This is a genomic window from Mucilaginibacter metallidurans, from assembly GCF_003286435.2.
GTDB lineage: Bacteria > Bacteroidota > Bacteroidia > Sphingobacteriales > Sphingobacteriaceae > Mucilaginibacter > Mucilaginibacter gossypii.
This window is the reverse complement of record NZ_CP043449.1, coordinates 6,373,513-6,392,154: the sequence shown is the minus strand read 5'-3', so window position 1 is coordinate 6,392,154 and position 18,642 is coordinate 6,373,513. Positions and strand designations below refer to the sequence as shown.

The window sequence follows — 18,642 nt, the reverse complement described above, 5'->3', positions numbered from 1 at the left end:
TCGTGCTTATCTTTGCCGCCATGCCGGCACAAATTTATTCACCGTTCACCAGTTTCAATTTCAGCAACAATAAATGTTTCCTTACCGGGCAAAACCTTAATTCGCCCGAGGAGCAGATCCAGGTATTTCCGCAATGGCTCATGAGCCGTTATGAGCTGGAAGATAAGCCTTTTAAGTTGCTCGACGAAAGCATGGCGACTTATAAAGACCTGAAACTGCCCTGCACAGCCGAAGTTAACGAACGCTGTCTTGAACCGCTCGAAAACGAAATTGCTGCTGCTTTTGATACCGGTTATGAAGCTGTAAAGGCGCTCGATGAGGATAAACTGTTTCTGTGGGCGGGCAAATTGCTGTACGGAATTATTTTTAACGAGATTCAGGCCGGCATCAAACTCCAGCACTCGCAGGGCGAAGAGTTTAATATTTCGCAATCTATCATCCACAAGTTCAATAACCTGCACATGATGCTGCAAAGCCTCAATCTGCCGGTTGAGTTTGATGGTTTTAAGCCGTACAGCCTGGTATTGTTTAAGGTTGATAATGCAGAGAACGTTTTTGGCTACCGCGATGAGATCAATACGCTTACCTTTTCATTGAGGATAAAAGATTTTGGCCTGATCCTATGCCTGCAGGATAACGGCGCCAACGCCCGTTACCATAAAGAGGCTTTGGATAAAATTGGAGATCATGTCCTGCACCCTATCCAGTTTGAAGAATTAAACGCCCGGTTCTTTTACTCGGCTTATTTGTTTAACCGCCTGCCTGAGTATGATATTTTCCATATTGGTGACACCATATCATTAGAAGCCCTGCCCCTGCGTGGTACCAGCAGCAAACCACTGTTTGACGAATGGATGAACAAAACCTACGGACAGGTACTGGAAAACTTTTGGAAAAATTGGGGGTTCCTGCTGTTAGAGATCATCAAGAACCCCGAAAAACCTATGAGCTTTTTATTTAATGCTGATGGGGATTTTATTAATGGCCAAGATTTGAAACTGCCATTGTAATCTGCTGCCAAAAATCGGGCAAAATTTCATGGTGAAATATAATGGTGATCATCAAGCCGCTCAGTGCGCCATAAAAGTGGGCATCGTGGTTAATCTGATCGCGCGAATACTTTGAGGCATAATGGCAATATACCAAATATAACACACCAAATATTACTGCCGGAATAGGTATCGGTATCGGCAATATCATCATCTGAGCCAATGGATTATATAATATTGCACTAAAAATAACCGCACTTACTGCCCCTGAAGCTCCAAGGCTGTAATAGCTGTAACGATCTTTGTGTTTGAGCACAGTTGGCATATCGCTTAAAATTAAGCTTACAGTGTACAATATGGCAAATTGAACGTGACCCAATAATGGCTCCAACCCGAACGCGAAAAAATAAAGCGACAGCATATTGAAAAACAAATGCATCCAATCGCGGTGAATGAGCCCGCTGGTAATGATGGTATGAATATCCTTTCCCCGCGAAACGGTGTAAGGATGCAGCATCATACGGCCATAAAGGTTATTGTTTGAAAAAGCTAAAAGCGAAGTAATAATTGTTATTACGAAAATAGCACAGGCCACTGGGGCCGTTTGTAAATATTCCATTTATTTAAGGTCGAGTTTGGTATTAGTTAATAGTCTGCCTACCGGGTAGCGCATAAAAGTTTTTTCAAAGTAAGGCGAATTGCGGTAAACAAAGAACAATTGCGCTCCGGCATTATTGGCCAACTGTGGGTCTTTCGCTTTGTCATCGTCCAGTTTTTGCTTAATTGACGGATCCTTTTTTAGCAGATCGGCGGCTATATCTTCAAAAACATAGTCCGAAAAATATTCTTTTTCGCCCAGCACCGAATCAAAAAAGTTCCACGCAAAAAACGAGTCGACACCCTGCGGTTCCAGCGTTTCCACGATATAACGGTTTATTGGCTGATTAGTATATACTACATAATCGCCGGTATAAAATTTAACAGGCATATCCACCGGGTTAAGCTTTACGCCGGTATGCAGATAATGGCCCTCAAATGGCCGGGCCGGTGTTTTCAGATCGGCTATATAATACATTTGCAGGTTAAGCGTGGTGTCATGTGCCAGTTGTTTCATTTGCACCCCATTCAGCTTAAACAGATCAACCACCTTACCCCATGCCTGCGGAATTACATAGGCAACAGGTTTATCGGCAGTGGCGGTAACTTTATAGGTATTGTAATATTTGATGGTTTTAGTGTAAGGCTTATCACGGTCATAATACAGCCTTGGCAATCCGCTGACCCCACTGGTTTTATAGCCTGCTTCATATCCTTTAAAAGTAATGGTATCAACCTTACTTTTATCAACCGTCCATCCTAATGCAAACGTTTTTTGATTGGCTACCTGCTCATCGGCTTTGCGTTTCAACTCTCCAATCAGGTTGGCATCCCGCTGGTTAATTTCAATAAGGTGCTGCATAAAATCATAAGTAGCATACACACGTTTATCAAAAGGCTTCAGCATATGCGTTTCGGTGATATAGCTGATGATATTATGCTGGGCGGTAAAGCCAGTAGCAAAGCGTGGGGTTTCTAAAAAACTAACGATACCCGAATCAGGAAGCCCTTCTTCGCCTGCACCGTAAGGGATCATCTCGTACCCGCTCTTTTTCATCTTGCTGTACAGATATGGGGTAAGTGTTTTGGTAGTATAGTCGGCCAGGATGGGGTTTTGCTTTTCTTTTTGAGTTTCAATAAGTGTCATCACATATTGATAGTCGGCTCCATCGCTGGTATGGTTATCTAAAAAGATTTCGGGTTTCCAGACCGTAAGGATCTGTGTAAAAGCCAAAGCGTTGCGGCTATCAGCCTTAATAAAATCACGGTTAAGGTCGAGATTGCGATAATTACCCCTAAAGCCGTAAGCCGATGGACCGTTCTGACTTACACGGCTCAGGCCGCGGTTAAGATTACCGTCGATATTATACAGCGCTATAAGGCAAATCACCACATCTTTTGGCAGGGTATTATTTTTAAGCAGATCACGTACAAGCATCATGCTTGCATCAATGCCCTCCGGTTCGCCAGGGTGAATGCCGTTGTTAATGAGCAGCACCCTTTTGTTTTGCTTTTTAATAACTGCCGGATCAAAGATCTTATCTTTTGAAAGTACAACGAGTGTAATAGGCTTGCCTACATCGGTTGTGCCGTAATTGATAAACTTCATTTGCTGCGGGTATAGCTTATTTAACTTTTGATAGTAATCAATTACCTGGGCGTAGGTGGCGGTATAATTTTTATCCTTACTTAACTCAAAGGGGGTTAGCTGGGCTTGGACAGATAAGGCAACGAAACAGGCAATAAGGGCAGCAAAAACTATCTTCATAAGTAAATACGTTGCTCAAATATAGTTTAAGTGTGGCAAAGGAAGGGGCTGTAAGGTGATTTTTACTGGTGAGGTGATTTAATTTATCGTCATGTCGAACTTGTTTCGGCACCCCATACGCTAAGTTTCAGACTTGCTTAGAGGCGATCTGTGCTGTGGGTTCCTGAAACAAGTTCAGGATGACGGGAGGACCGTTTTATAATACAGCTATCTCCGCCTGCACTTTCTTGGGCAGGCTTTTAACCACTTCATTATACGAGTGATCAATCATTTCGCAGAGTTGTTTACGGCTGAGGGAACCGTTCATTTGCACAGTGTTCCACATTTTTTTGTTCATGTGGTAGCCAGGCTGCACTTCGGGGTAGCGTTCACGGAGCTCAACAGCCCATTCAGGGTCGCATTTAACATTGAACCTGTCGCCGGTTTGTAAACCGGTTAACAGAAAGATCTTTTCGGCAATTTTAAAAACCAGGGTATCCTCACCAAAAGGGAAGCCTTCCGTTGCACCCGGTTTTTGCAAACAATAATCACGCAGTTCTTCTATATTCATCGTCTGAAGTTTCTGACCAGCTTGGTATAGGATACCGTATTGCCAAAATTATATTTAAAACCTATTGTAAACACGGCGAATTGGTCTGGTGCGTTATTTTTAAATTTTTGTGTATTATCATTATATCCATCTAATCCCTCGCCAAAAGTATAACTATGCTGATAACCGAGCGTTATGGTATAACCTACCTGGTCATAATCATCGTAAATTTTAAATTCATAACCAAAGCGCAAGGGAACCATCAAATTAACGCTTTTACTTTTTCCGGGAAACACATAGGTATCTGGACCATTAAAAAGATATAGGTTGGTGCGCTGAATATCGTTCATGCTGTTGGATATAGCGCCAATTCCGGCACCTCCGTAAAAATTTTTGATAACATTTAAAAAACCGCTGTTATCGTAGTCAATTATTTCACCTAACTGTAAATCGGCGTGAAGTACCAGGGCCTTATAATTATTTTTTGAATAGCGGCCAAACTGATCCTTATCCGGTGTACGACCACCGCCTTCAAGCGTACCAAACTGAAATTCGAGGCTCATTGGCACATAGGGACTGTAATTATAAGTCAGGTTAAGGCTCCCCCCCGGGTGCCAAACCTGGCGGTTAAGATCGTCAAAGCCACGGCCATAGCTTGCGCCAAAACCAACACCCCATTCATAATAGTTAAACCCACTTTGGGCTTTAGCCATAAACGTGGCGCAAGCCAAAACAAAAAGTAGAAAATATTTTTTCAATGTATAATTTTAATCAATATTTACAACTGGAGATGGCATTAACCACCGCCCAAATTTTCACTAATATAAAAGCTTTATATGAATTTCAGTTCATTCATTAAGTTCACAGTAGCCGAACGCTTCTTGCGTTATGTTACCGTTGATACGCAATCAGACCCCTCTTCGGTTTCATTTCCCTCAACAGAAAAGCAAAAAGATCTTGGTAGGCTGCTGGTTGATGAACTGCTGGTTATGGGTATAACCGATGCGCATTTGGATGAGTACGGTTATGTTTATGCTACAATTCCGTCAAATACTGATAAAAAGGTACCCGTAATTTGCTTTTGCTCGCATATGGATACCGCGCCCGATTGCAGCGGAAAGAATGTAAAACCTTTAGTGCATAAAAATTACCAGGGCCAGGATTTAATATTGCCGGATGATAACACCCAGGTGATCCGCATGGCCGAGCATGCCGACCTGAAGAACCAGATAGGTAACGATGTTATTACAGCCAGCGGTACCACGCTGCTCGGCGCCGATAATAAAGCCGGTGTGGCCGAAATAATGGATGCCTGCTACCAATTCATCAGCCATCCGGAAATAAAACATGGCGATATCCGGATCCTGTTTACGCCCGACGAAGAAGTTGGCCATGGTGTAGATCATGTGGATATTGCTAAATTGGGTGCCTTTGCCGCCTATACTATGGACGGCGAAAGCGCGGGTAATATGGAGAATGAAACTTTTTCGGCAGATGGGGCCAGGCTTACCGTTAATGGCGTAAGCTCCCATCCGGGATTTGCCAAAGGCAAAATGGAAAGCGCTATAAAAATTGCCGGGCAAATTATTGCCGCCCTGCCTGATGAACTTTCGCCTGAACATACCGAAGGTATGCAAGGATTTGTGCATCCGGTAGGTATAGAAGGCCATGTGGAAACCGCCGCTATCGATTTTATTATCCGGGATTTTGATGAAAGCAAACTCGCTGATCATGTTGAGGTTATCCGCCAAACTGCTACTAAAGTATTAAAGAAATTTCCCGGTTCTACGTTTGATATTACCGTGAGCCAGCAATACCGTAATATGAAAGGTGTGCTTGACCAGCACCCGCAAATTGTTGATTATGCCATGGAGGCCATTAACCGCACAGGCTTAACAGCTAAGTTATGCAATATCCGCGGCGGTACTGATGGTTCGAGGCTTTCGTTTATGGGCTTGCCTTGCCCTAACATTTTTGCCGGCGAACATGCTTTTCACGGCCGGCACGAGTGGGTATCGGTACAGGATATGCAAAAAGCGGTTGAAACTATTTTGCACCTGTGCATGATCTGGGAAGAAAGAAGTTAAGACTTACGACTTTTCTTAATAACACAAAACTAAATTTAAAGATGTATACAATACGCAAAGCCACTATAAATGATGTGGAAACCATCCGTGATATAGCCGATAAAACATGGTGGATAACCTATAGTCCCATCCTTGAACATGAACAGATTGCCTTTATGCTGAGCAGGATCTATTCGGCAGATAAGATCAGCGAACAGATTCAGGAAAATCAGCAAACTTACCTGTTACTGGAGGAAGAAGGCAATCCGGTGGCATTTGCAGCCTATTCGCCCCGCGAGGAAAACCCGGAGGTTTATAAGCTGCACAAGCTATACTGCCTGCCGCAAACCCAGGGCAAAGGCTACGGAAAAGTATTGATTAACGAGGTAGCCCAAAAAACTAAAGATGCCGGTAAGAAAACGCTGGAACTTAACGTGAACAGGTACAATAACGCCAAATCATTCTATGAAAAAATGGGGTTTGCCATAGCCTATGAAGAGGATATAGCCATCGGTAAATACTGGATGAACGATTATGTAATGAGAAAGGAATTATAAGTGATTGTTATTTGGCGGGAAGGGTTTTTAAAAGCTCTTTTGCGGGTACAGCTTTGAAACTGCCGTCTTTATCACCGATGATGAGGCTTTCATTATTAGCTGCGGCGGTTTCAACCAGCTTACGGTTCGCCCGCTTCATGCCTTCAAGCACTTTCGCCTCTAACTCATCCATGCCCATTTTTTGTGCTTTAGTTGTCATTTGCCTGATCTAAAATTACTTTCCAAATGTCGGATTCTATTATTGTTTCTTCTAACGATCCGAAACCTCTTGCTACAACCAGGGAGCCTGTATTCATATTATTTATTACAAACCATCTATCACAAAGAGGTATATACAAAGATACCAAATTTCTTATTCCCCGGTAATATCTCCGTTCTATTACATCGACAGGGATATTATGGCCTCCTTTACTCACTCGTTTAGCTACTCGTTCCATTGCCATTTCAGGAGAACTCAACCAAAAAAACAATAAAGTAACTTCATATCCTTTTTGCCGGGCTCTTTTAACCAAGAATACATAACTCCGGGTTGAAAGCGTTGTTTCAAAGGCAAAGTCAACTTCCCGGTTCAGCAACTCATCAATCCGTTGCAGCATGATCCGGCCGGCTTCGAATGCAACACTTTCCGGATTGAAGGGAGATAGTCCCGCCGCGATGTTATCTGCATTTACAAACTCATTACAGTTAAGCAATTCGGGTAAAACTGTATAGCTTGCCGTGGTTTTACCGGCACCGTTACAACCTGCTATGATATACAAATTAGGCATCCTGTGAATTTAGTTGTTCATCCTTAAAAATAGCATACATATATTTATCCATCACCTCGCCATTTTTAATAACTGACCTTCGTAGTACGGCCTCCTGAATATAGCCTGCTTTTTCGAGCACCCGTATGGATGCCGTGTTTCTATTATACACACCGGCTTCTAAACGCAATAGCGAAAAATGTTCAAAAGCATAAGTGGTTACCAGTTTTACTGCCGCGGTTGCTAAGCCCTTTCCCCAATGTTCTTCACCAAGCCAATAGCCTATTTCGGCGGTTATGCGGCTTTCGCCGGTAAAAAGTTCAACACCAATGCCGCCGCAGGCTTCACCGTTAACTACTATGGCAAAGGTGGTTAAAGGTTGCTGATTTTGGGCCAGGTTTACCCAAAACAGGGCATCCTCCATAGTATAGGGGTACGGGAACCTGTCGCGCAAAAAAGCCGATACTTTCGGGTTATCCGCATGCTTTTGAAGTGATGCTTCATCGCCGGGCTGCCATGCCCTCAATAAAAACCCGTTGCCCTGTAGTTCCATTTTGTAACAATAAAATGCTTAAAAATAGCAATCATTAGCCAAACTGTTAAATTGCATGCTTTATTGAGATATGAAAAAACTGTTAGGCTTATTGTTCCTGATCCCGGCAACTGGTGCTTTTGCCCAAAAGCTGGATTCCCTTAGCATCGAAAAAATTATGCGCGACCCTAAATGGATCGGGGTTTCACCCTCCAATATCAACTGGGCTAACGATAGTAAAAAGATCTATTTTAAATGGGATGATGATGCTTCGGGCGATACCCGGTTATATTCAGTTAGCCCCGGCGACAACAGGGTACAAAAAGTCAGCATTGCCGAACAGCGCGATCTGGTAGCCGGTAACGGCGAATGGAACAAAAAGCATAGCCAAAAGGTATTCAGTAAAAACGGCGATTTATTTTTATACGATGTAAAAGCCAACAAAACCACCCGGCTAACAAATACCGTAGCGCAGGAAGACAGCCCTGTTTTCAGCGGTGATGAAACAAAGATCATTTACAAAGAAGACAATAATCTCTTTGCCCTGAACCTGAATGGCGGCATCCTGGTACAGCTCACCAATTTTGTACGGACAGCAAGCGATAAAAAAAGTAAGGATAAACCCGGCGAGCAGGAACAATGGCTCAAAAAACAACAGCTTGAGTTGTTTGAGATCATCAAAAAGGAAGCAAAAGAAGATAAAAAAGATTCAACAGAAACAGCATTGCTTAAGCCCGACAAGCTGAAAGAGATTGCCTATGGCGATAAAAGACTGAGCGCTGTACAGATCAGTCCGGATGGCAGGTTTATCACCTATCGCCTTACCAAACGTGCCGATGGCGTTCAAAATGCTATTGTACCTAATTATGTCACCGCATCGGGTTTTACCGAGGACATACCTAACCGTTCAAAGGTCGGCCGTCCGTCGTCAACCTCAGAGACGTTTATTTACGATAAGCGCCGTGAAGCGGTTTACCCGGTTATTACATCAGAGATCCCCGGCATTAAAGACCTGCCCGACTATTTAAAAGATTATCCCGATGAATTAAAAGCCCGTCAAAAGGAAAACGCCGACAGGCAGGTAAATATCGATGGCGTTTTATGGAATCAAAGCGGCAGCAATGCCGTGGTCATTATCTCAGCACAGGATAATAAAGACTGCTGGATCATGCGTTTAGACCCGGTAAGCGGCAAACTAAGCCTGCTTGACCGTCAGCGGGATGAGGCATGGATTGGCGGGCCCGGCATTGATGACCCCGGAAATGCAGGTTTTATTGATGATAACCATTTTTATTTCCAGAGCGAGGCAAGCGGTTATTCGCATATTTATGTGGTTGACGTAACCAGCGGTGCCAAAAAACAACTTACCAGCGGCAAATGGGAAGTGCAAACTTTGCAGCTAAGCCAGAATAAAAAGACGTTTTATTTTACTGCCAATATCGATCATCCGGGCACCACTCATTTTTACAGGATCCCGGTTAGCGGCGGTACCCCGGTTAAAATTACCGGGATGAAGGGCGGCAACGAGGTAACACTTTCGCCCGATGAAAAGTGGCTGGCTATCCGCTATTCCTATTCAAATCGTCCTTGGGAGCTTTATATCCAGGCCAATAAACCCGGTGCAAAGGCGGTAAAAATAACCAACTCCGCCTCGGCCGAATACTTGTCATACTCCTGGCGGGGCCCCGAGATTATTTCCTTTAAAAACCGCTACGGTACCGATGTTTATGCTCGCCTGTATCAGCCTAAAAAGCAAGATCCTGCAAAACCAGCTGTGGTTTTTGTCCACGGTGCGGGCTACCTGCAAAATGTCACCTATTCGTGGAGTTACTATTTCCGCGAGTACATGTTCAATAACATGCTTGCCGATAATGGTTATACTGTTTTGGATATCGACTACACAGCGAGCGCAGGTTATGGCCGGGATTTTCGGACAGGGATCTATCGCCACATGGGAGGCAAAGACCTTACCGACCAGGTTGACGGCGTAAAATTGCTGGTTGAAAAATATGGCGTTAACCCGAAGCATGTCGGTTTGTACGGCGGCTCATACGGTGGCTTCATTACGCTTATGGGCATGTTTACCGAACCGGATGTTTTCGCGGCAGGCGGCGCCATACGCTCCGTTACCGACTGGGCGCATTATAACCATGAATATACTTCGAACATCCTTAATGAACCTTTTACAGATGAACAGGCTTACCGAAAAAGTTCGCCTATTTATTTTGCCAGTGGCTTAAAAGGCAACCTGCTGATGCTGCATGGCATGATAGATCAGAATGTAAACTACCAGGATATTATCCGCCTGACTCAAAAACTGATAGAGCTGCACAAAGAAAACTGGGAGCTGGCCTCGTACCCTGTAGAAGACCACGGCTTTGAACAACCCAGCAGCTGGGCCGATGAATATAAGCGCATTTATAAATTATTTGAGGGGACGTTGAAGAAGTAGGGTAATTAAGAGGAGCAGCAAAGGGGGGGACAAGCGGAAAACGCGGCAATCGCATGCTGTACCAGGCGGCTATATATCAAACCGCCCGCAAGTTAGGCCAAGTTATAAGCTAAAAATCAATCATTTATGAAAAAGGCATCCATTTTACTCGCACTGTTTCTTTTTTCCTGTTCACAGCCTATACAAAAACTATCAACATTGGTTAAAACACCTACTTTGTATCCAGCGAAAAACTATTCAAGCAAACTTTATGATGAGCCTTTTTTTAAAGAAGAACATTTCGACTATGTAATTAACAGGCAAACGAAAGACACATCAAAACGTAATTACACATCAGAAACGACGGTTATTGCAGGTAAAGTCAGGCAATATTTCAGAACTTGCGAAGTGACGCTCGATAAAAATGCTCTTGTTTTTCAATTGACGGACACTCCTTTTTCTGATGGCCGCTATGAATTGAAATTTGTTAAATCACCAGGTGTATTTGAAGCCAAATACAATCAAACATTTTCAATTACTGATAGCTCATATAAAAAACCTGTTTTTAAAGTGATAGATAAAAATGTTGTTCTTGATAAAGACACCTACGTAAAGGGCGAGCTTTTGAAGGGCAAGTTCTATTTTCAGATCGCCGCGTCGCATTTGTGGAAAAGCGAATATACCGATACAATATCCGTGTACGGATTTGTAAAAACTATTGTAAAGTAGAAAAAACAGATAGGGAATGAGCGTACATTAATTGTATATCCACATCAACACATGCTTCTTTTGTTTCTTCAACAAAGCATCCACAATTTTCATGGTATTATTTGATATAGCCGGGCAGCCCCAGCCTTCGGGTGTCCCTTTAGGGTAAACTTCAGTTTCGGCTACCTGTTCCCACGAATGAAAAACGATCTGCCTTGCTAAAGCGTTATTATTGGTTGCCTCCAATCCCGTGAGGTAATACTTTACGTGGATTCCCCAGGCGCTGTAGGCCCGCCCATCTATTTGATACTTACCAGGAGCAGTACAATGGCTGCCATCCAGGTTACTGAACGCAGGTTTGTCTTTCGACCATTCACCACTCCAGGGGTTACGGCCGCAGCCATGGCTTACCAATCCGGAAACCAGCACATCGTTTTTCCTGAAATCCCATACCATAAAACGTTTAACACCCGATGGCAGGGTCATGTCAATTAAAATACAATAGCGGGTGTTGTAACCACGTTGCCGGCAAAACGCCAGGCTTTGTTTGGCTTTTTCTTTAACACGGTTGAGGTCGATACGGGGCACGTCGGCATTAACTTTAACACAGCAAAAAGATATTAAGAAAAACAGGAATAAAGGTTTCAATTGTGGCAGATTTTGTGTTGTAAACAGAAATATCTGCTTTTTATTACAATAAATCTATCTTGTGAAATGAAAAAATATTTTCCTTTTTTACTTCTGTTATTGTTGTTATCCAGTTGTGCAGAAACATCAACCAAAACATTAGTAACCGTAAGCACCATTAACAACGGGAAAGCATTGCAGATAACCGGTTTCGATCCGGCTATCATTAATGAGATCAGTCGTGATTCATCTGCCAAAGCCTGGGAAACGCTGATGGCTGTTTACCGCATGCCCGCCGATACCAGCATGCGAAACCTCCAGCCCGCACAGCCGGGTAGTTATACCATTCATAACAATGTAGTTGTTTTTACACCCGATACGGCCTTTAGCACACAGCAAACGTATTTTTTTCGTTACTATGATTTCAGTGCAGGTAGTACGCTAACCGATTTGATAAAAAGCCGCAGCAAACCCGGAGCCTTGCACTATACAGATTTGATTTTTAAGCAATAAACCACCTATATGCTTGAAAATTTAATATTTTTGATTATATTTGCAACCGTTAATAAAAGAGGGGGCAATTAGTCCCCTCTTTTATTTTATCAATCAAAATTATTCTGTCAAAAACACCGGTGGGTAATGAATATTGAAAAAAGGGTAAAAGAACTGGTAGAAGAGAAGATAGCAGATAAACCAAACCTGTTTATAGTGGATATTAAAATGCACCCGAACGGTAAATTGGTGATCCTGCTTGATGGCGATAACGGTATCGGTATTGATGAATGTGTACAGGTAAGCAGGCACGTAGGCTTCCATCTGGAAGAGGAAAACGTGATTGAAACCGCTTATAACCTGGAGGTTTCATCGCCGGGCATTGACTATCCGCTGTCGTCGCCAAGGCAATACGCCAAAAATGTTGGCCGTAACCTGGGCATTAAAATGAAAGATGGGGCTAAACGCGAAGGCACATTAACCGGCCTTACAGAGGATGCCATCACCATTGAAGAAAAAGTAAAAGAAAAAGGGAAAAAAGCGCAGGTTATAGAAAGCGTTATCCCAATGGACCAAATAACAGAAACAAAGGTTTTAATATCATTTAAGTAAAAAATGAGCAATATTAATTTAATTGATTCTTTTCAGGAATTTAAAGATTTCAAGAACATTGACCGCCCTACCATGATGAGCGTTCTGGAAGACGTTTTCAGGAGCATGATCAGGAAAAAGTACGGTACGGACGAAAATTGCGACGTAATTGTGAACACCGATAACGGTGACTTAGAGATCTGGCGCACACGTAAAGTTATGGAAGATGGCTTTAGCGAAGATGATGACCTGGAGATAGAACTTGCCGAAGCACACCTGTATGACGCCGACCTTGAAGTTGGTGATGATTATATTGAACAGATCACTTTAGAAAGCTTTGGCCGCCGTGCTATTTTAGCCGCCCGCCAAACGCTGGTATCAAAAATCCTGGAATTAGAGAAAGACGAGATCTTCAAAAAATATAAAGACCGCGTTGGTGAAATTGTTACAGGCGAGGTTTACCAGGTTTGGAAAAAAGAAACTTTAGTTCTTGATGATGAAGGCAACGAGCTGTTACTGCCAAAAACGGAGCAGATCCCGGCCGACTACTTCAAGAAAGGCGATAGTGTTAAAGCTGTTGTATCAAAGGTAGATATGCTGAACAGCAACCCTAAGATCATCATTTCGCGTACAGCGCCTGAGTTTTTACAGCGCTTGTTTGAGCTTGAAGTGCCGGAAATTTTTGATGGCTTAATTACCATCAAGAAGATTGTACGCGAACCGGGCGAACGTGCTAAAGTTGCCGTTGAATCATATGACGACCGTATCGATCCGGTTGGTGCCTGCGTAGGTATGAAAGGTTCACGGATCCACGGTATAGTACGGGAGTTAAAAAATGAAAATATCGACGTCATTAACTTTACCAACAACGTTCAGCTATATATTCAACGTGCATTGTCGCCTGCCAAAATCACTTCTATTAAATTAGATGATGAGAAAAAAACAGCTGCTGTGTATTTAAAACCCGACCAGGTATCATTAGCTATCGGTCGTGGCGGGCACAACATTAAGCTGGCAGGAAAATTGACAGGCTACGAAATTGATGTTTACCGTGAGGCTGATGAGCATGACGAGGATGTGGACATTGAAGAATTTTCTGACGAGATTGAAGGCTGGATCATTGATGAATTTAAACGTATTGGTTTAGATACAGCAAAATCAGTACTGGCCTTAACCGTTGGAGAATTGGTAAAACGTACCGATTTAGAGGAAGAAACAGTAAAAGAAGTGCTATCAATATTGAATGCGGAGTTTGAATAAGCGGAATAAGCAAATTAAAATCGTATTTTTGCACTAAATAAGCAGAGAAAGTAATATTAAATGTCAGAAGACAAATCCATAAAATTAATTAAAGCAGTAAAAGAACTGAACATTGGCATGGGTACCCTTGTCGATTATTTAGCTACCAAAGGATACAAGGTTGACAAGCATCCTATGGCCAAGCTGGATAATGACATGTACAATGCCCTGTTAAAGGAATTTGCTGTTGACAAAAGTATTAAGGAGGAAGCTAAGCAGATCAGTATCGGAAAGATAAGGAAAGAAGAGCCTGCTGCACAGTTTCCTGAAAAGCCGGTTGAGAACCGCCGTTCGCGCGATTTTGAGAACGAAGAGATACTGATCAAGAATACAGGGCACTTTGCACAGCCGCAGGTTGAAAAACCAAAACCGGCCGAGCCTGCTCCGGCAGCGCAAGCTCCTGCACGTTCTGATGAGCGCAATGACGTATTACCTGGTGTTAAGGTGGTTGGAAAAATTGACCTTAACAACCTGAATGCTAAGCCACAGGCGGAGAAGCCTGCGGAAAAACCAGCGGAAGTAGTTGTTAAACAACCCGAGCCAGTTGCACAGGCACCTGCGCCAACACCGGCTCCGGCACCTGTCGAGCCAAAAGTTGAAGCGCCACAGCCGGTAGCCCCGGTTGTACCCGAACCACCAAAGGTTGAAACGCCAAAACCGGCAGCTCCGGTTGCCGAAGCACCTAAAGCTGAAGAGCCTAAAGCGCCTGTTGCTGAAAAAGCACCGGTTGCAACACCTCCGGCTGCTCCCGAAACTCCGGCTGCACCAGTAGCTGATGACAGCCAGGAGCCAGACGTGATCCGGGCTAAAGCCGAGCGTTTAACAGGGCCAAACATTATTGGTAAGATCCAGTTGCCGGTTAATGCGCCAAAACGCAACCCGGTAGCTTCATCATCAAATTCAAATAATAACTCGGCCGATCACAAACGCAAACGTAAGCGTAAAGATAACCAGGGCAACCCGCAGCAAGGCGCCGGTAACCATCCGCATGGCCAGCAGGGCGGTGGTGGCAATCACCCGCAACAAGGTCAACAGCCCAGCGGTGGTGGTACCATTAATCCTAACCGCCCGGATTTCAGGAACCGTACACATGGAGCACCCGGAAACAGCGGGCCAGGTCAGGGCCAGGGAGGTCATGGCAGTGGTAACCGCCCGGATTTCAGGAACAACCGCAATAATCCGCCTCAACATACAGGACCGAAGGAAGAACCTTCAGAAAAAGACATACAAGACCAGATCAAGGCTACGCTTGCGCGCTTAAGTGGCGCAGGTAAGTCGGGCAAGTTTGCACAGCGTGCTAAATTCCGTCGTCAAAAACGTGATGACGTTGCTGCAAGTGCCGAAGAACTGGCAATGGAACAGGAACTGCAATCAAAAGTATTGAAGGTTACCGAGTTCGTAACGGCAAATGAGCTGGCAAGCATGATGGATGTATCTGTAACGCAGATTATATCTACCTGTATGAGCCTGGGCATGTTTGTTTCCATTAACCAAAGGCTTGATGCCGAAACACTTTCAATTGTGGCCGATGAGTTTGGCTACCAGGTTGAATTTGTTAAACCGCAGGATGAGGAAGCCAACCTTGACCAGCCTGATGATCCGGCCGACCTGGTGACACGTGCACCAATCGTAACCATCATGGGCCACGTTGACCACGGTAAAACCTCATTGCTCGACTTTATACGTAAAACCAACGTAATAGGCGGCGAAGCGGGTGGTATAACCCAGCACATTGGTGCTTACGAAGTAACATTGCCTGATAACAAAGGAAAGATCACCTTCCTGGATACACCGGGTCACGAAGCGTTTACCGCTATGCGTGCAAGGGGTGCGCAGGTTACAGATATTGTAATTATAGTGATAGCTGCCGATGACAGCGTGATGCCGCAAACCCGCGAGGCCATAAACCATGCGCAGGCTGCAGGTGCACCAATCATCTTCGCCTTTAACAAAATTGATAAGCCGGGTGCCAATGCCGATAAGGTAAGGGAACAGTTATCGGCCATGAATATTTTGGTTGAAGAGTGGGGCGGTAAATACCAGTCGCAGGAAATTTCGGCCAAAACCGGCTTAAATGTTGACCTGCTATTGGAAAAGGTATTGCTTGAAGCCGAATTGCTCGAACTGAAAGCCAACCCTAACAAACGTGCCGTAGGTACTGTTATTGAGGCAGCTTTAGATAAAGGCCGTGGTATTGTTACCACCATCCTTGTACAGGCAGGTCGCTTAAAAGTAGGCGATCCGATATTGGCAGGCTGCTACAGCGGTCGTGTTAAAGCGTTAACCAACGAGCGTGGCCAGCGTGTGGACTCGGCAGGGCCTTCAACACCGGTACAGGTATTAGGTATGCAGGGCGCACCAACCGCGGGCGATAAGTTCAACGCGCTTGAAAGCGAAGTTGAAGCACGTGAAATTGCCAACAAACGCTTACAGTTACAACGCGAGCAGGGCTTACGTACACAAAAACACATCACCCTTGATGAAATCGGCCGTCGTTTGGCTGTTGGTAACTTCAAGGAGCTTAACATCATTGTTAAAGGTGACGTGGATGGTTCTATCGAGGCCTTGTCAGATTCGTTGCTGAAACTGTCTACCGAGCAGATCCAGGTGAACATCATCTCGAAAGCGGTAGGTCAGATCTCCGAATCAGACGTATTGCTGGCATCAGCATCCGACGCGATCATCATCGGTTTCCAGGTACGCCCTTCAGGTAGTGCCCGTAAACTGGCCGAAGCTGAACAGATTGATATCAGGTTGTACTCTATCATCTACGACGCGATCAACGAGATCAAAGCGGCAATGGAAGGTATGCTTGCACCAACCTTTGAAGAGAAGATTGTGGCTAACGTTGAGATCCGCGAAACCTTTAAGATCAGCAAAGTTGGTACTATTGCAGGTTGTATGGTATTGGATGGTAAAATTAACCGTAACAGCAAGATCCGCATCATCCGCGATGGTGTGGTGATCTACACCGGCGAACTGGCTTCACTGAAACGCTTTAAAGATGACGTGAAAGAGGTAAGCGCAGGCTACGAGTGCGGTTTGAACATCAACAACTTTAACAACATTGAAGTAGGCGATATTGTTGAAGCGTACGAAAATGTAGAAGTAAAACGCAAGCTGTAATTTATAACGGCTTTAAAATATCCAAGGGCTTATCTGAACAGATGAGCCCTTTTTTGTTGGAGGTTTTTTTCCGGGAATGGTAATTGCTCTAACAGAACTTTGACCGATAGATATTAGCACTCAGATATACAAAATTTCAGGCAGTAAATCATCGGTTCCTTATTTCAAACCTATGTGATTTTTCAAAGAGGATATTAACAAATCCTTAACAATATCTAATGTTACTGTAACGCCTTTATTTTTAAGAAATTCTTTAGCGCTGTTCCAAATGCTTTCGTTTTTGGCAGCATCAATGAAATCGTGTCCTTTGGAAGTAAGCCTACTTGGATAGACTAATTGATAACCAGTCTTCTCGGCTACAATATAATTTTCTTCGAGCAATAGATTTAAATGGTATTGTATGACATTTTCCTTAACACCAGAAACATCAATACTTGTTGGCCTATTGTAGGTGTCGAAGTCCTCAATTTTGAGTAGGATAGTTTTAATTAGATCAATGTCCCTTTTCATACTTTATACCAATTCCAGTTCACTCAACTCCTTGCCCAGTTGTTTGATTCCATTTAGTATCTTGCTTACTTGTTTTTCAGAAGGCGTGCGCTTGCCATTAACATATTCAGACAATAAGCTTTTTTGCATGCCTATGCGTTGCCCCAAAGCCGAAGCATTGATCTCTTTATAAAATTCAAAAAATGATGCCAGGTCGTACCTAAATACAATTTGATCAATTGTAGCTATTTTTTTCTTTGATTGCTCTGCGTATAAATTGTAAGCCTCTAAAGCATTATTTTTCAATTCGGTTATATTGTTACCTGTTGTAACAGCTACTATTAATTCATTTTCTTCATAGTATGCGTCAAAACCAGTATTAGTTTTGCCAACGGTGAAAGTGTGGTTCTTCATGATGCACTTAGTATTAAAATCATCTATCCTTAACGCCGGATCTGCACTTGTAATAAGGATACAAGAAACCTATAAGATATCAAGTCTGAGGCTATTTAAGCCCCGCCTGCTTTTTCAATTTTTCTGCTAACCCTTTTCCGATTTCAGCACTCCCGTGATTTGGGAAAATTAGGTTTTCTGTTTTGTCCGGATGTCTTAATATAATATGGCTCCCCGACTGCCGAACTTCATGCCACCCGGCTTTTTTAATAAGTTTAAGTAATTCTGAGCATTTCATTTCTCCTTCTCTAATTTATCATTAAAAGTAAACAAAAGTTCACTTTTTGTCAAATAAAAGTGAACTTTCGTTTACTTTTATTTGAGTGTAACGTGTTTGGTTAATCACGAAAAGGAATATATCGGTACCTAAACCGTGATTCAGTTCAGCAATAGGGTATCTCACCAAGTTACTGACAATATTTGTCAGTGTTCAATTTTTAAAAACAGGGTGTTCAACTTTTTGGACTTAAATTTTGTAACTATTTGGCTATCAGTAATGATTTGTTCATGATGGATTATTTGAGATTTTAATAAATTGTAACAACCTGATTATCAATGGAAAATTTTTGAGAAAAAGCACCAAGTGTTCACACTTTTAAAGTTGAACAGCAACAAGGCAATAGCATTGAACGGTGTATCATT

20 protein-coding genes are annotated in these 18,642 nt (G+C 43.3%); 9 read left to right on the top strand and 11 right to left on the bottom strand.

All coding sequences use genetic code 11. The features are described 5' to 3' along the window. Positions 1–20: 20 nt before the first annotated feature. Positions 21–1,010, top strand: coding sequence for a hypothetical protein (locus DIU38_RS27455; RefSeq protein ID WP_112655557.1), 990 nt, complete (start codon positions 21–23; stop codon positions 1,008–1,010). Here the strand turns inward: DIU38_RS27455 and DIU38_RS27450 are convergent. The 4 genes from DIU38_RS27450 to DIU38_RS27435 form a co-directional block, all read right to left on the bottom strand. Continuing rightward, the gene (locus DIU38_RS27450; RefSeq protein WP_112655559.1) at positions 979–1,608 is read right to left on the bottom strand and encodes a rhomboid family intramembrane serine protease; all 630 of its coding nucleotides are present in this window, start codon (positions 1,606–1,608) and stop codon (positions 979–981) included. The two genes, DIU38_RS27455 and DIU38_RS27450, sit on opposite strands and share 32 nt — an antisense overlap. Further along, positions 1,609–3,354, bottom strand: a complete 1,746-nt coding sequence (locus DIU38_RS27445) for a M14 family zinc carboxypeptidase (protein ID WP_112655561.1) — start codon at positions 3,352–3,354, stop codon at positions 1,609–1,611. It abuts the gene before it with no gap. 196 nt (positions 3,355–3,550) lie between these two features. Continuing rightward, positions 3,551–3,904: an MmcQ/YjbR family DNA-binding protein gene (locus DIU38_RS27440; protein ID WP_112655563.1), complete on the bottom strand. Its 354-nt coding sequence runs from the start codon at positions 3,902–3,904 to the stop codon at positions 3,551–3,553. After that, a complete protein-coding gene (locus tag DIU38_RS27435; protein ID WP_146750306.1) occupies positions 3,901–4,641 on the bottom strand; it encodes a hypothetical protein in 741 nt (246 codons plus the stop codon). The genes DIU38_RS27440 and DIU38_RS27435 overlap by 4 nt, the downstream gene beginning before the upstream one ends. Before the next feature lie 78 nt (positions 4,642–4,719). Here DIU38_RS27435 and pepT point away from each other — a divergent pair, with 78 nt between their 5' ends. Continuing rightward, positions 4,720–5,970 carry a peptidase T gene (gene pepT / locus DIU38_RS27430; protein WP_112655567.1) on the top strand — a complete coding sequence of 417 codons (1,251 nt, stop codon included), beginning with the start codon at positions 4,720–4,722 and terminating at the stop codon, positions 5,968–5,970. A 41-nt stretch (positions 5,971–6,011) separates the two neighbouring features. After that, positions 6,012–6,506 (top strand): GNAT family N-acetyltransferase, encoded by a 495-nt coding sequence (locus DIU38_RS27425; RefSeq protein WP_112655569.1) that lies wholly within the window; start codon positions 6,012–6,014, stop codon positions 6,504–6,506. Between the two features lie 7 nt (positions 6,507–6,513). On the opposite strand, the gene DIU38_RS27420 is transcribed toward DIU38_RS27425, so the two are convergent. The 3 genes from DIU38_RS27420 to DIU38_RS27410 are packed head-to-tail and all read right to left on the bottom strand — an operon-like array spanning position 6,514 to position 7,805. Next, the gene (locus DIU38_RS27420) at positions 6,514–6,705 is read right to left on the bottom strand and encodes a hypothetical protein (protein WP_091169281.1); all 192 of its coding nucleotides are present in this window, start codon (positions 6,703–6,705) and stop codon (positions 6,514–6,516) included. Further along, positions 6,695–7,273 (bottom strand): zeta toxin family protein, encoded by a 579-nt coding sequence (locus tag DIU38_RS27415; RefSeq protein ID WP_112655571.1) that lies wholly within the window; start codon positions 7,271–7,273, stop codon positions 6,695–6,697. Before DIU38_RS27415 ends, DIU38_RS27420 begins: the two co-directional genes overlap by 11 nt. Further along, a complete protein-coding gene (locus tag DIU38_RS27410; RefSeq protein ID WP_112655573.1) occupies positions 7,266–7,805 on the bottom strand; it encodes a GNAT family N-acetyltransferase in 540 nt (179 codons plus the stop codon). Before DIU38_RS27410 ends, DIU38_RS27415 begins: the two co-directional genes overlap by 8 nt. 70 nt (positions 7,806–7,875) lie before the next feature. Here DIU38_RS27410 and DIU38_RS27405 point away from each other — a divergent pair, with 70 nt between their 5' ends. Continuing rightward, the gene (locus DIU38_RS27405; RefSeq protein WP_112655575.1) at positions 7,876–10,236 is read left to right on the top strand and encodes a S9 family peptidase; all 2,361 of its coding nucleotides are present in this window, start codon (positions 7,876–7,878) and stop codon (positions 10,234–10,236) included. A gap of 126 nt (positions 10,237–10,362) precedes the next feature. Beyond that, on the top strand, positions 10,363–10,944 hold the full coding sequence (locus DIU38_RS27400; RefSeq protein ID WP_112655577.1) for a hypothetical protein: 582 nt from the start codon (positions 10,363–10,365) through the stop codon (positions 10,942–10,944). A gap of 27 nt (positions 10,945–10,971) precedes the next feature. Here DIU38_RS27400 and DIU38_RS27395 read toward each other — a convergent pair whose 3' ends face one another. Next, positions 10,972–11,571: a murein L,D-transpeptidase catalytic domain-containing protein gene (locus DIU38_RS27395; RefSeq protein WP_112655579.1), complete on the bottom strand. Its 600-nt coding sequence runs from the start codon at positions 11,569–11,571 to the stop codon at positions 10,972–10,974. Between the two features lie 66 nt (positions 11,572–11,637). On the opposite strand from DIU38_RS27395, the gene DIU38_RS27390 reads away from it, so the two are divergent. The 4 genes from DIU38_RS27390 to infB all read left to right on the top strand — a co-directional run bounded on the left by DIU38_RS27390 (position 11,638) and on the right by infB (position 17,058). Further along, positions 11,638–12,063, top strand: a complete 426-nt coding sequence (locus DIU38_RS27390; RefSeq protein ID WP_112655581.1) for a hypothetical protein — start codon at positions 11,638–11,640, stop codon at positions 12,061–12,063. A 126-nt stretch (positions 12,064–12,189) separates the two neighbouring features. Next, positions 12,190–12,654 (top strand): ribosome assembly cofactor RimP, encoded by a 465-nt coding sequence (rimP, locus tag DIU38_RS27385; protein WP_112655583.1) that lies wholly within the window; start codon positions 12,190–12,192, stop codon positions 12,652–12,654. A 3-nt stretch (positions 12,655–12,657) separates the two neighbouring features. Beyond that, entirely contained in the window at positions 12,658–13,893 is a 1,236-nt protein-coding gene (gene nusA / locus DIU38_RS27380) for a transcription termination factor NusA (RefSeq protein WP_090532515.1), read from the top strand. 60 nt (positions 13,894–13,953) lie between these two features. Then, on the top strand, positions 13,954–17,058 hold the full coding sequence (infB, locus tag DIU38_RS27375; RefSeq protein WP_112655585.1) for a translation initiation factor IF-2: 3,105 nt from the start codon (positions 13,954–13,956) through the stop codon (positions 17,056–17,058). Positions 17,059–17,217: 159 nt separating this feature from the next. Here infB and DIU38_RS27370 read toward each other — a convergent pair whose 3' ends face one another. The 3 genes from DIU38_RS27370 to DIU38_RS27360 form a co-directional block, all read right to left on the bottom strand. Next, on the bottom strand, positions 17,218–17,568 hold the full coding sequence (locus tag DIU38_RS27370; RefSeq protein WP_112655587.1) for a DUF2513 domain-containing protein: 351 nt from the start codon (positions 17,566–17,568) through the stop codon (positions 17,218–17,220). Between the two features lie 3 nt (positions 17,569–17,571). Next, complete coding sequence (locus DIU38_RS27365) at positions 17,572–17,961, bottom strand: helix-turn-helix domain-containing protein (protein ID WP_112655589.1); 390 nt, start codon at positions 17,959–17,961, stop codon at positions 17,572–17,574. Between the two features lie 91 nt (positions 17,962–18,052). Continuing rightward, entirely contained in the window at positions 18,053–18,238 is a 186-nt protein-coding gene (locus DIU38_RS27360; protein ID WP_112655591.1) for a type II toxin-antitoxin system HicA family toxin, read from the bottom strand. Positions 18,239–18,642: the final 404 nt, after the last annotated feature.